We start from the raw sequence: 13,686 nt of genomic DNA on the forward strand, positions 1-13,686 counted from the left end.
GGATTTCATGAAAGCAGGTGTTTGCTTGTTCATAGATAGTTTTTCTCTTGAAGAAGAACAAATTAAGATTTTTAACCAGATTAAAGATCTTAAAGCACTTGTAGAGAGAGTGGATTCAGATTTTATAAAGTTTCTTCGCTCCAATGAATTTGATGGAAAATTTGTCACTAAATTATTTTCAACAAACCCTGATTACGGTGGCCTTGTTAATGAGTATTATAAAATAGGCCAAATTAGTTTATTGGATGAAATAGGCTGCAATGAACTTCTAAATATTATCAATACATCCCCATCGATACTTGCCGAAAGAAAACTCTGTGCCTATCAATCTCCAGACATACCTTTAAAAAAGGATAATACAGTTTCTAGTGAAAGTGAAATAATTGATCTTTCTAAGAAAATCCTTGATGAATTCCCAGCGGATTGTGATGAATATGCTGACAATATTAAAAACATTTTCAAGAATGTCATTTTTTTGGATAACCCACCACAAACCTTTAATTTTATTAGGAAAATTGAAGGTGGATATGAAAATTTTTTGAAAAGCATCACTGAATTTCTTTATTTTGTTAATTACTATACAATTATACCTAATGACTCACAACATAACATTAGAATTATGAATTCATCGTTACCTTATCTTGTAACACCAGAAGGTGGAGGCAAAAATAAACGAGCCATAGGGGAATTAAAACGTGATTTTAAAGTGGGTGATTGTATCTATAAAGACGTGAATTGTGAATTCCATTATAAACTTGAATACATGGACAATACTAATCGAAAAGGAACTTATTACTACAATAGAATATACTTTGGCTTCTTTAATAGAATTCCTGATAGACCGGCACAAATCGCTATTGCTCACATTGGAGATCATTTATAAGGTAGTGATATCGCGAGCCCATTGAAATAAACCATCATTATCAAGGAGTATAATAATGAAATTGTACGAAACAGTAAATGAAGTTTATGATATATATGAAAATGAAGAAAATGGTATACTCACTTACCATATATTTTTGAAAGGCTCAGGCGTGTTTTTAGAATCACCATTTAGCACACCTGTAGAAGCATTATCAGTTATTAATATATTGACTGATAATATCAATCAAATAAATGCAAATATTAAAACTATCATACTTAATGCAGAGCCCCCACAACCTAAGAAAAAAACATTTGGTGGTTAACTAACCTCTAAATATTGACAACCTCCTTTTTTCAATATACATAATGATAAAAGGAGGTAAAATGCACAATAATTTATCTAATATATTCATAGACAATGGTTTAATAAACTTAAAGGATAATTGTGGTCGTACACCATTATTTTATTCTAATGACTATTTACTTACAACATCTCTTTTAGCTGCAGGAGCCGACCTAAATCATTTAGATAACTATGGAAGGACACCTTTATTTTATAACTGGATACATAGCAAAGCAATAATCGATTTGTTTATACAACTTGGTATCGACTTGAACATAATAGATAGTCATGGTTTAACATTCATGTCATATGATATGGCACTGCTCAACCCTCACATTATTATAAACCATAAGCATCTAATTACTAATAAAATAATAAAAATCAAAACAGTTACGCCAAACTCATTTAGCTACATAAAACTACTGTTGAATAGTGGTTTTATTGTTGAATTTACTCCAATCGTAAAATTAGAATTTCCACAAGAACGGCAAGAACAGATGCTATTGGATCTCTTATATTTTATTAGCAAACACAATATATCTTTACACAATGTAAAGTTGATATATAAAACCTCATCGTCCATAATAAATTTAGTAGATGAAAAGAAATACAAATCATATGAATAAGCAAGGGCTAACTCATCGAAGCTCCGCTTCTTTGCGTTCCCTTGTTTTTCGCCCTTCGGTTGAAAAATATCCTCCATTACATTTTAGTATTTAATATTTAGCTCATTTAGCTTCGTATAAAAGTATCAAACTTAGTCTACTCAGTTATAAAGAAGGTTAATGATACAACAAAACCTTTACCATCATTACTTTTTATGTTATGAAATAACAATTGCCCTGACAGTGGTTAAAAAAAATGAAAACAAGAGACAAACCTAAATTTAAAATACTTTCAGTAGAAAAAATTGAATCCTCTCAGGAAATAGCTCAATGGCTTATGCAATTTAATAGCAGCCAAAAAGCGATTGCAAAAAACATCTTGAGCAAGTTAACTTTTGTAAGTAGAGATGAGTTTACCATATGGCTTCAAAAGAGCATTTCTGATTTACCAAAAAATAAAAATTATGCCCTTTATTCAGTTCGCAAATTAGATCCAGACAAACAAGTATTATGGGACCTTAATGGTGATGTTGTTAATAGACCAGGTCATTCGCAAGGTAGCGAAGACTTAGTATATTCAATTATTTCAAACCTTGTGCGGTCTAATAAAACTATGTTTTTAGATCATCCATCTCTCAATGATCTGAAAAAATCTAAAGTCAACGATTTTTTACTTATTGATGATTCGATTGGTAGTGGTGATAGAGTATCCGGATTTATTAATGCCATGCTCGATAACCCTACCTTTTTAAGTTGGTGGAGTTTAGGATTAGTAAGATTAACTTTAATTTCTTTCGCCAGAACACTAGGTTCTGAAAATAGAATAATCAATACTATTCGCGGCTCAGACCATGGAGTAAGAAAATATAGAAAATCTGAAAAAATCAATTTCATAAGTAACATCGTATATAATGAAAATTGGTTAGAAACTCGGTGGGGTGAGCAGTATAATGAAATAATCAATCTTTGTAAAAATCAAACCAAAATTCCTCCATGGGCTCGTCTTGGCTATGGTAATGTTTTATCTAATATAATTTTTTATCATAGCGTCCCTAATAACCTTCCTGGAATACTATGGTTTTCTAATAAAAAATGGCAAGGACTAATGCCTGATAGAGCAATTCCAGGATGGCTGCTTGCCTTGTTAGAAAATGGAACAAAACATAACACTTCCCCCCATTCATCTTTATCTCCCGAAATTATAAATTTACTAAAACTTATAAAAAGAGGTGTCAGAGATAACAAAAGCATTGCCTTACGTTTGAATGTTGATTGTTCGTATGTAGAAAAACTACTCATATATGCAGAGACATTAGGACTATTGACAACTCAAAAACGACTATCTAAATTCGGACTTGACATACTTGTAAATTCTAGGCATGTTAAAACCGATAGTGTATGGGATTTTGGTCTTTACATTCCAGAGTCTTGGTGTGCTGATCAGCACTCCGTTCAGCCGTTAAACAATGATGAGTGAAGTTCACCGCTTGTTTGACAGAATCTGTTGTGGCTTTTGTTACAACGGATGGGGATGTTGGAGAAACATCTCTGGAAAGATCTGACGCAAAGGCGGCTACGCCGCCCTTCAATGTCATACATTAACGGCCATCGAGGACTCGGAAAATGTATGACACTGATGGCCCCCTGGGCTCAAAGGATAGGTGAATGGAAATCTGGTCAGCACACCAACTTTATCAAAATGCAGAGTCATCCTTAGGGAAGACACAGGCTCTAAACTTAAGAAATTATGCAAGTAATCTGAAGAAAAATAATCTCCCTGTAATTTTTACATTACGCCATCTTTCAAAAATTACTGGTGTTGATTATCGCTTGCTACGATCCACTGTATCACGCCGCCGTGAATCAGCAAATTATCGCATGTTTGCTATAAAAAAACGTTCAGGTGGAAGACGCCATATTCATGCTGTAACTGGCGAGATATTTAAAGTACAGCATTTCATCAATAGTGAAATATTAAAAAAGTTAGTTCCCCATAATACTTCTTTTGCTTTCCATCCTAATGGTGGCATCAGAAAATGTGCAGAACAGCATTGTGGTGCTAAATGGCTCTTCCAATTCGACATTTCCGATTTCTTTTATTCAATAAATGAATCTGATGTTTATATGGTTTTTAAAAATGCTGGATATCGGCCATTAATAGCATTTGAACTATCAAGGCTATGCACAACTATACGTTTACCACAACATTTACAATCTCTAATTTCTGTTCCTAAGCACTCAACTAAGGAATATAAGCTTTACGGACAAAATAAAGAGAAGAGCCTTTTTTGGGACATATCAGAACCATGGCCGTTAGGAGTGCTACCTCAAGGGGCACCGAGTAGCCCAATGCTTAGTAATTTAGCCACTGTAAAGTTAGATATTTCTCTATCTGAATATGCTAATAAATATGGCTTCACTTATACTCGATATGCTGATGATATAACATTATCCTGCGGTGGTACTCTACCCGACGGTGTTTCGGTTGGAAAAATACAAAATAACATTATCAGCATCATTCGTAAGCACCATTTCAAAGAAAACGTAAGCAAAATAAGAGTAGCTGGACCTGGTTCAAAAAAAATAGTTTTAGGATTACTTGTTGATGGCAATGTCCCTCGATTATCTAAACAAACTTATAAACGTATTGAACGCCACCTTTACTCAATAAAAAAATTTGGTCTCTCAGAAGTTGCAAGACATGAAAAATTTGACTCTCCAATTGGCTTTTACAATCATGTCGCAGGTCTGATTGCTTTTGTGAAGGATGTTGATAATGCAAGATGGCTGGAGTTTAGTCAAAAGTTTGTTTCAATAGATCATCCTTAATTTTAATTTAGGGAATCTTTGAATACTTTATTTCAGAGAGATTTATTTTTAGCACATTAAACCCATATATCAAAACCGTTCTGCTATTGACTAATGGGAAATAATAACTATCATTAATCATATTAAATCATATAAAAGGAACTTATATGGCTAAATTAAGATCAGATGACAGAATTAGAATACATTGTATAAGTGTTAGACTCAACAACAATGAATTACAGATTTTAAATATAAAACGCGGTAATAAAAGTAAAGGTGAATGGCTCCGCATGTCATTTCTGCAAAACCTGCCACCAGTAGTACCGACAATTAATACTGAAGCCTGGAAAAAATTGTCTGACATATCACAAAAGTTGAATCGTATTGCTCTCCATATCGACAGTAAGAGTAAAGATAGCCAGCTTACTCATACAGAGCTTTTCGCTGTCAAACGACAACTGCAAGAGCTTCGCCAGCACCTGCTAAATGCTGACATATGGAGCAAACCCTATGAAGGGTATGCAGAAGATCAAGAGAGGTAAGAACTTCGCTGGTTTTGTTCGTTATGCATTGCAGCCGGGAGCACATCATAAAAGCGATCCAGTCGTAATCGGGGGCAATATGCTGAGTGATTCAGCCTTTGAACTGATTGCGGAATTTGATGGTACCAAACAGCTTCGGCCAGATGTTCAGAAGGCCGTTTGGCACAACTCGCTTCGCTTACCCGATGGTGAATCACTAACGGCTGAACAGTGGTCCAGCATCGCAGATGACTATATGGAGAGAATGGGATTCAGTGATACTCATCTCCGTTGCTATGTGCTTCATGACGATCCGGCTGGTCAGCACATACACATTATTGCAAGTCGCATAGATCTTAATGGAGGGAAGCTGTACTTGGGTAGGAATGAAAATCTCATCAGCACACAGATCATCAGTAAACTCGAAGTCGCTCATGGCCTGACAGTGACAAAAACTGCATCTCCCCCCTCGCAAGCACAACCGAAGCGGAAGAGAGTGTCCCGTAATGAGAAAATGCTATCGGAACGAACCGGGGTGCTTTCACCAAGAGAAGCTCTGCAGCAGATACTTGATAAAAGTTTATCTGATAAGCCGGACCTTCCAACTTTCACAAAACGACTGGAAGAAGCAGAAGTCGGCTGGACGGCAAATGTCGCAAGCACAGGTAAAATGAACGGGTTCTCATTTTCCTACCGCGATATTGCTTTCAAAGCTTCACAGTTAGGCAAGGGTTACTCTTGGGCAAATCTTCAAAAGCAACTTAACTACAATCCTGACCACTTAGAAGCTATACGAACCAACACACCGACAAAAGACCACCCTGCTCCTGCTCCTGCTCCTGCTCCTGCTCCTGCTCCTGCTCCTGCTCCTGCAACAGTGTTGAAAACCACTGAGAGAAAGGAAAGTATCGTTGAAAAAATTGCAGAACTGGAATTACGGCTCAGAGAAGACAAACGAAACGAAATCGTAGGAAAGATTCTTCAAAAAAATGCAGTACAACGGCAAAAGCATCTCAGGCTCAGTAGCTGGTTTCCCTTTTTACAACGGCTCATAGAGCTTCTCCGAAGCTACGGTAAGAGCATTCTTCACAACAACCCTGCAAGATTCTCAAAAGTCTATTCAACACATCATCTGAAACCTGCAAGAAAAATCCGTTTATAGACAGCTAGTTGCAAACGCCTTTCGTAACCCAACTCAATTTCTTAGTAATAAATTTGTGTTTAGTCAAGAAAATATTGATCGTTATTACAGATCGATAACTCAATTATGATAGATATTAACTATCAAGCAACGATCATCGATCGGTACAAGTGATTTTACTTTAGTCAGCCAGCCATCGAGAATCCCTACAAACACGCAGTAAATCTTCCACCCTGGGGTTGCTATGAAAAACGAAACAATTAAGTGCCCGTTCTGCTTTCAGGAGAGTCCGTTTGGTGTCCGTGTCTGCACCGGTTGTCATTCAACCATCAAATATGGAGCCGTTTCAGCCTGGTTAGCTTTACTAATAGGAATTGTGCTGTTAGCGATTGCTTTCTTTATATTCGCTATCAGTCAAAGTTTTATATTAACTGTCGTTATCTATTTTGCCTCAGCAATTTCTTTGAGATTTTATTTACGTAAGAAATTTGCACACAGAGCCGTTTTCACACATAAAAGCTAACTCTGGTCAAATATAATAAGGATCATTAAATGAATAAAATTATTGTTACATCCTTTTTTATTGCAATATGCTTAATTACCGGTTGCTCAACATCAGGGAACCAAAAGATTAAAAATGAAACTGCTCAAAGTCTACAATCAAAAATAATTAAAAACAAAACAACTAAGGCAGAGCTACTTGCTCAACTTGGTGAGCCTGACACTAGAACGACTCTTGACGATGGCAACGAGCAATGGAGATATTTCATGTATAACAATCAGTTCAATGCCTCGACTTTTATCCCTGTTGTCGGTTTGCTAACTGGCGCTTCCCAGACTCAGTCTAGAACTCTCGAAATCTACTTCAATGGAGAAACTGTAGGCAAATGGACATTCTCTACTGATAATAACAATACAAAATCTGGCATTCTCCAGTAAAATACTTAATCAGGAACAAGTCTAATGAAAATATCTTCGGTCCTTACTGTTATTATTTCTGCATTTGTTCTCACTGCATGTAGCAGTGAGCCTTCCCAAGATGATATTTTTAAAGCTATGCGAAAATGGACTGGAAGCTATCTGACTTCAGTAAAAAAAGTAGATTGCACAAAAGAATCTGATAAAAGCTATAAGTGCAATATAATTATGGATATGAGCGGAACAAAGCAAGCTGGAACAGTTAAATTAATAAAATCAGATGATGGCTGGCAAGTAGGAAGTTATTAATAAAGTAAATTAGTAAAATGAAGCTCCCTTTCGGGAGCTTTTATAATCTAACATTTCTTGCTCTAACAACCTCATGGGTTAACTCTTTCTCGATAACCTTCACTTCATACTGTGTTCTTACAACAGCATAAACTTCTTCTGCTTTTTCCTGATTGTTATCTATGAAATTCACAAGCGAGTTTAGCTCTCTTAGGACCCCTTCTTTGTTATTTAATCGTTGTAATAGATTGCTTGTCAGACTTTTGTATACCGAGCTAAACATAGCCATTATGTTATCAATATTACGATTGGATTTGGAATAAATCCTTTTAGGGTAGAAATATTTTAAATGGTATCCCACAAAAATTAAGTAAAGCTGGTATGAAAAACTTTTATCGCCTGGCTGGTATCTTTTTGAGATATACTTATCGACAATAATAATAAGTTGCTCTTCCAGAGTAAATTCTGGATTGATGTTGCTTTTGTCCATAAAATGCATCCTTGCATAATTGAAATAGTCTTCCTGACCATATATTTATATTTATCGTATTTATTTAGCTTGTCAATAGACGTAACCTATCAATTGTCATTTTTTATTAAATGGCCGATTCAACTGTTCCATAGTAAGACCGTGTCTGTAAGCATTGTACTGCCAATAGCTAAATTGCTCTTTGTATCTATTGTTCTGTTTTTTCAACATTTCATTTTCGGCTTTAAGATTTAATATTTGTTGTGCCGCAATTGTTAAATTGGCTGGTTTCTTTAAGCCTGATTTTTTCAAATTGGACAAATTTTTCTTTGTTCTATATGCTTCAACAACTTCATCATGAGCACTTAAAGATTGCCTTGTGATAGTTCTGTTTAAATTTTTATAAACTGATTCACATAAATCACTCCATGTGATTTTGCCGTCCCAAGTCAATATCATGTGTGTAATTGCTTTTATTTCACTCCTGTTTAAATGTTTTGCCATATGCATCTCCTGTTTCAATTATTCAAAAGTTTATTAATTCTTTCCAAGTTTTTTTCGTGGTGCTGCAACCATTTATCAGCCCCATAGTCACCATTTTCAAAAGCGATCTGAGTTATATTTATCAATTTCACTAATTTTTCTCGGATTGATTCCAATCTAATTCTATCTACTGGTTTCATGTCCAGTCTTTTATTATCATATTCTATAAATTCATTGATTTTAGTACAAGGCTGAACCAAATAATTATGCACACAGTAACCAAACTCTGTTAAGTGAATTGCTCCTTGATTCAGGTTATCAAAATCAACTGTCATTTCATTTGTGGGTATTGATTCCCTTTGACAATAATTTTTCATGCTCAATTTAATCGCTTTGATTTTATCTAACATATCTTCTTCCGACACGTGATTATAAACTCTGTTCTGATTCTCATTAATACGACCAGACCATTTAGCTATATCCAATTCAGACATTTCACCATAATGGGCTATTGTGTTTAAAAGGTGCCGAGGTTGGTGTGAGCGAATAAGTAGTGGTTTACCTTCATCATCATAATACCCATATCGGGAAAATATATTTTTATACCTCATCTCATAGCTTTTTTTACTTTGTATATCACTAAAAAAGAAACTTTTAGTGGGTTTGTAAAATGTGAAAATTGAAGTCATTCTTGATAAAGAAAGTTGATCAGCATTGAGCAAGCATAAAGCATTACTAAACTTTATGGATTTTTCTTTATCATACCATGGAAAGTCTCTGCTAAAATTAGAACTAATAATTCCCCACAAATCACTCAATGAATAGTTGTAATCATTGGGGTTTAAAAAACTTTTCCCACCATCCAAACTCGTTCTTTTAATTTTTAAAACACATGATTTATGATCAAATAAATGAAACCCCAGTGCATGGCAAACTTGTACAACGGTCAATTTAGCTTTTTCATCAACTATTGGGCAAAGCTCATTCCGGTAAAATTTATCAGGGTGCTTTTCGCACCAGTGAGCAAGTGCTCTTGCATTTTGTGATAAGGAAAGTAATCTTCTAATCGCTTTCTTTGCAACTGGTATCATGACTCGTGGAATCCATTTGATATTAGGGCCATACCCCTTAACCGAATAAAATCTCAGCCCATATCTTTCTATACCCTTGCCATCTATTTGTGTAATCTCACAATCAGCAGGTAAGGCTAAAATCTCAGAGATTCTGCTCGGACAACAAAGTAGAAGTGCAAATACTGAACTGGTGAACTTATCTCTTGGGCTCAGTAACTCATCATTTTTAGAGAAAATATCAGCAATAGCGAGTAATGCCTCTTCATCTGGTAACTTATCGCTTCGGTGATAATCCTCAATCTCAGGAAGGTAATTGTTTTTGACTTTCTGTTTTACATGGTTTTTCCATGAGATATATCCTGACTTCACAAGATTATGTTCACATAGAAACTTTGATATTTTTTCAAGCTGTATTCCACATTTAGCCAAAACGTTACCTTCAAAATATTTACTTCCGATCTGCATTGCTTCATCGAAAACAACGGCTGTAACATTATAAATGAGACCAGTGTTCTGAACCTGCAAAAGAGCCTGTTCGAGACATCGCAAGGCCATCATAATAGCCCCATAATTTTTCAATGGTTTCAATGAGTGTTGATATCTGATATATGCTTTCGCAAAATTGATATAATCTTCGTGCATTGCATCAATGGAATCAAAGACTTTATTTCCAACCCCTATTTTTCTAAATGTGACATATCCTTTCCAAGCATACTGATCCCAGTCCTGAGTTTGGGTTAGTCCGGTCAGTTGATAGCGACAAAACTTTATAAATTCATTATAGTTGCTTTCTGCTGTAAGTTGATTTTTAGATTTAAATAATATAATATTTTTCATAGAACATTTACCTCATCAATATCAATTGGCATAAAGAAAGCACATTTATTACAAGGGAAGCTTACATTTAAATTCTGACTTTGACATTTTCTCGAAGAGCAAAATTTAAAATCCCTTATCTTATTAGACCTTATTCCATTCATAAAAATATCAGCGACAAATGACAATTGTTCTGAAACAGCGGAATCAATTCTTTCAACACTCTCAGCAAGATTTTTAATATAAATGCCCGTACTTGAAGTAGAAGAATGATCCAACAATTCAGCTATAGTATTGGCATTATGTCCCTCCCTAGCCAGCATAGTTGCTATCGTATAGCGAAGCCTGCGAGGAGTAGCATTGAGTAGAGAACCTGTACGATTTGAAATTAAGTTCACAGTATTAACAATATTCTTTAATGCTCTATTAGCAATTGTTGGTTTTGCATATATTTTATTAGCCTCCAGGAAGTTAAAATCTATTATGGCTAAATCAAGCAGTTTGTCCTCGTTCAAGAAAACTGGAACCTTGCCTTTGTCATGATCATCAAGGGTTTTGCCAAAGGTTTGCTCAACAAGCCTCACGGAATGATTAGCTTGAAGTTGAAGAATTGATGCAACCTCTGAGATTATTGGCAGTTCTCGATATTGTAGTTGTTTACCTCTTTGTTTAACTCGCGGTACTGAAATTAAATATTCTACTTTACCAGTATCTAAATTCTTTTGAAGAAGGTCTTTATATTCCAACATAACTAACTGCTGAGGTCTTCTACCGGTAAGACTTATTAATAGTGATATCGCATAATCTGACAGTGACAGTTCACCTATGCTATATGCGTGACTCATAGCCTTGATCAAGGAAGTGTGTTCCTCTTTAGTCAGTGGACCCACAGTTGGATCATCTTGTAATATAGGTTGACCAGCTTTTTTTATTTTTAGGTCAAAATGCTTTGCTATTTCAATAGCACTTGCATCTATTCCGGGGTATCCTGATTCAAACCATTTAGTAAAAAATGGCCGTAAACCTCGAAAATATGATGGTTTATTTGCTGATTGCATATTTTGATATTGGATTATTACTTTATCATCAATGTAATTAGGAGAAACATTGTTAATAAAATTCTTCATATTTTTAACTATAGTTTTTACATACAAATGGCTTTTACTACAAAAATAATACTGTAATGTATTCACAAATCCACAAACCAAACTTTTGTTCATAACACATATCAAGTCTCTAATATTGATTCCATGACTCTCAATCGAAGTGACGATTTTTTGTTCATGAATAGACATTTTATCAGAGTTTTGTTTAATTAAATTATTCATCAAACCCTCCTTTGAATAGTTGCTCTTGCTGCTCAAGTGCAATTTTTTTCGATAGCTCAAAAATATGCCTGCGATTATAGATTATTGAAGTGTCTGAACCTGGTAGCCATCCCATTAGATAAGAACGGATTTGTTGCTCTTTTTCTTCGGATATGTCCTTAGCCTTATCTATTGTTTTCGAGAACTCATAATTCCATGTGTGTCGTAATTTATGGCCTGTTAATCCACTTAGAAGCGAGGATGATTGACGAACAACACTCACTATCTTATGGTATGAAGAAAATGATAGTGGTTGCCCTTGAGTCTTCCCTTCCTTATAGGTAATAAACAGAAAATCATGCTTATTAGAATTTTTAACTTTCCTACGATCATTCAAAATATAATCTGAAATTTCATATATAAGGTTTTCATCAGCAATTAATTTCCTCTCACAAGTTTTCACTAATGGCTGATAAACTCGTGGATCTGTTTTATCATTTGCTCTCCTCCTTATTGCTATTGTTGATTCTGCAAAATCTATGTCACCAATTCGCAGATTCAAAAGTTCACCGGCTCTCATGCCAAAACAATGTAATAATAGGAATATTAGGTTATTTCTTTTTTGTACTGTTTCCGTAAACGGATTCAAATTACTTCCTGGCGAAAGAATGCTAAACAAATAATCCAGTTGAGATTTGTCTAAGCTCTTTTCGATATCCATAACATATTTGTCATTGTTTCTTGGTTTCTTTCTTTTTATGTTGTTAATGAAAACAAGTATCTCTTTGATTGTATCTTTCTGACCTGTATGAGAAAGAAGCATTTTACATAGCCATTCCAGATAGTTAACTATTATTGTAATACGAAAATACTTAGTTGGTTTCTTGACATTTGAAACGCAAAAGTCATGATCTCCACCACTTTTAAAATTGAATGAAGTAAACTCAATCAAATCATCAATTTCATGATGAGCAAGAAATATCCTTTTCTGAATTCTTTCATCAATATCGATCTCTTTCCTCATAAAGAATCGATATAACAATGAAATGCTACCGGCAATAACTTTCATTGTTGATATAGACTCTGAACGATTTCTGACTTGTGTTGTTATATACAAATTTGGATAATACAATGGCTCACCAGTTTTTTTATTTACAACATGGCAATACCTCTCACCATTTTCCAACATAAACGAATCTACACAAATACTGCACATATTTTCCTCCTAAACCTTACAAAAAGTATAATTCCAATATATTAATAATAAGCATTTCGTAGATTTACAAATTTATTTGAATCGTTAGAATCATTTATTTAAATTAAAACAGTGAGATAGACGATTATTCCTGTCAAATTATCATCTGGTAGATCTAGTATATATTATGTACACCTAATACTTCGAAAACAATCTCACTGCCTTGCTAATAAACGGCAACCAAAATAATGTAAGTTATTTTGTAAAGTTTTAAGCCTAAATATTGGGCCAAACTTTACATTCTTACAAAAGAGTTTTCAGCCCAATCTGGTATTGAATTATTCGCTTTGAAAGATTTCTCATTTCAACGGGACATTTAATTAGCGAGAACCATGTCTCGTAAACATAAAACTGCTCGAAAATATCAAGCTCAGAGATCGCGTCTAAAGGCTGTCTCAAATTTCCGACAAGATACTGACTGAGCCAGTAAATGATTTCTTTATTAAAATCGCTATTCGGCAAATCATAAATCGCTCCGGGTTCGAAGATCTTGCAAAAAAGATCCTCGCCTAAATTGCACATATGGTTTTCTTCATTCATAAATTCTTCGATATTCATAAAAATCTCTCCCAAGTTTAATTAAGCAACTTTAATTCTGCTTGTTTCGATAACTGATTGAATCCACTCGTCAACTTCACTCTCGACAAAAGCAACGGCACGAACTCCGATCTTAACGGGTGCCGGAAACCGACCTTCACTGATCAGACGATAGATCCAAGCCTTGCCGAAACCAGTTCGTTTCAAGACTTCTGGTAAACGAATTAAGCTTTGATTGGTTGTATTCATTTGGCTGTT

At 34.8% G+C, this 13,686-nt stretch carries 17 protein-coding genes; 10 read left to right on the forward strand and 7 right to left on the reverse strand.

From position 1 onward, the window contains the following. Positions 1-7: 7 nt before the first annotated feature. The 10 genes from AL479_RS05495 to AL479_RS05535 all read left to right on the forward strand — a co-directional run bounded on the left by AL479_RS05495 (position 8) and on the right by AL479_RS05535 (position 7,509). Positions 8-883 (forward strand): hypothetical protein, encoded by an 876-nt coding sequence (locus AL479_RS05495; RefSeq protein ID WP_061075360.1) that lies wholly within the window; start codon positions 8-10, stop codon positions 881-883. 55 nt (positions 884-938) lie between these two features. Continuing rightward, positions 939-1,187: a hypothetical protein gene (locus AL479_RS05500; RefSeq protein ID WP_004168107.1), complete on the forward strand. Its 249-nt coding sequence runs from the start codon at positions 939-941 to the stop codon at positions 1,185-1,187. Positions 1,188-1,248: 61 nt separating this feature from the next. After that, a complete protein-coding gene (locus AL479_RS23920; RefSeq protein ID WP_061075361.1) occupies positions 1,249-1,833 on the forward strand; it encodes an ankyrin repeat domain-containing protein in 585 nt (194 codons plus the stop codon). A 235-nt stretch (positions 1,834-2,068) separates the two neighbouring features. Continuing rightward, positions 2,069-3,289: a hypothetical protein gene (locus tag AL479_RS23790; RefSeq protein ID WP_146109664.1), complete on the forward strand. Its 1,221-nt coding sequence runs from the start codon at positions 2,069-2,071 to the stop codon at positions 3,287-3,289. 188 nt (positions 3,290-3,477) lie between these two features. Beyond that, positions 3,478-4,641, forward strand: coding sequence for a reverse transcriptase family protein (locus tag AL479_RS05510; RefSeq protein WP_071887592.1), 1,164 nt, complete (start codon positions 3,478-3,480; stop codon positions 4,639-4,641). A 146-nt stretch (positions 4,642-4,787) separates the two neighbouring features. Then, positions 4,788-5,162 (forward strand): hypothetical protein, encoded by a 375-nt coding sequence (locus AL479_RS05515; protein WP_105291726.1) that lies wholly within the window; start codon positions 4,788-4,790, stop codon positions 5,160-5,162. Then, complete coding sequence (locus AL479_RS05520; RefSeq protein WP_061075363.1) at positions 5,131-6,303, forward strand: relaxase/mobilization nuclease domain-containing protein; 1,173 nt, start codon at positions 5,131-5,133, stop codon at positions 6,301-6,303. Before AL479_RS05515 ends, AL479_RS05520 begins: the two co-directional genes overlap by 32 nt. Before the next feature lie 223 nt (positions 6,304-6,526). Further along, positions 6,527-6,805, forward strand: a complete 279-nt coding sequence (locus AL479_RS05525; protein ID WP_071592644.1) for a hypothetical protein — start codon at positions 6,527-6,529, stop codon at positions 6,803-6,805. A 29-nt stretch (positions 6,806-6,834) separates the two neighbouring features. After that, positions 6,835-7,221: a hypothetical protein gene (locus AL479_RS05530; RefSeq protein WP_061075364.1), complete on the forward strand. Its 387-nt coding sequence runs from the start codon at positions 6,835-6,837 to the stop codon at positions 7,219-7,221. A gap of 24 nt (positions 7,222-7,245) precedes the next feature. Beyond that, complete coding sequence (locus AL479_RS05535) at positions 7,246-7,509, forward strand: cell wall-binding protein (protein WP_071887593.1); 264 nt, start codon at positions 7,246-7,248, stop codon at positions 7,507-7,509. Between the two features lie 40 nt (positions 7,510-7,549). On the opposite strand, the gene AL479_RS05540 is transcribed toward AL479_RS05535, so the two are convergent. From AL479_RS05540 to AL479_RS05570, 7 genes are all read right to left on the reverse strand, one after another. After that, positions 7,550-7,987: a hypothetical protein gene (locus AL479_RS05540; protein ID WP_176452531.1), complete on the reverse strand. Its 438-nt coding sequence runs from the start codon at positions 7,985-7,987 to the stop codon at positions 7,550-7,552. Between the two features lie 87 nt (positions 7,988-8,074). Then, complete coding sequence (locus AL479_RS05545; RefSeq protein WP_001062153.1) at positions 8,075-8,461, reverse strand: hypothetical protein; 387 nt, start codon at positions 8,459-8,461, stop codon at positions 8,075-8,077. A 14-nt stretch (positions 8,462-8,475) separates the two neighbouring features. Next, on the reverse strand, positions 8,476-10,350 hold the full coding sequence (locus AL479_RS05550; RefSeq protein WP_061075366.1) for a hypothetical protein: 1,875 nt from the start codon (positions 10,348-10,350) through the stop codon (positions 8,476-8,478). After that, positions 10,347-11,657: a site-specific integrase gene (locus AL479_RS05555; RefSeq protein ID WP_061075367.1), complete on the reverse strand. Its 1,311-nt coding sequence runs from the start codon at positions 11,655-11,657 to the stop codon at positions 10,347-10,349. Before AL479_RS05555 ends, AL479_RS05550 begins: the two co-directional genes overlap by 4 nt. Then, entirely contained in the window at positions 11,650-12,852 is a 1,203-nt protein-coding gene (locus AL479_RS05560) for a tyrosine-type recombinase/integrase (RefSeq protein WP_061075368.1), read from the reverse strand. Before AL479_RS05560 ends, AL479_RS05555 begins: the two co-directional genes overlap by 8 nt. A 282-nt stretch (positions 12,853-13,134) precedes the next feature. After that, a complete protein-coding gene (locus tag AL479_RS05565) occupies positions 13,135-13,449 on the reverse strand; it encodes a hypothetical protein (RefSeq protein ID WP_003845923.1) in 315 nt (104 codons plus the stop codon). Positions 13,450-13,470: 21 nt separating this feature from the next. After that, positions 13,471-13,677, reverse strand: coding sequence for a helix-turn-helix transcriptional regulator (locus AL479_RS05570; protein ID WP_001098486.1), 207 nt, complete (start codon positions 13,675-13,677; stop codon positions 13,471-13,473). Positions 13,678-13,686 lie beyond the last annotated feature (9 nt).

The organism is Citrobacter amalonaticus, from assembly GCF_001559075.2.
Taxonomy (GTDB): domain Bacteria; phylum Pseudomonadota; class Gammaproteobacteria; order Enterobacterales; family Enterobacteriaceae; genus Citrobacter_A; species Citrobacter_A amalonaticus_F.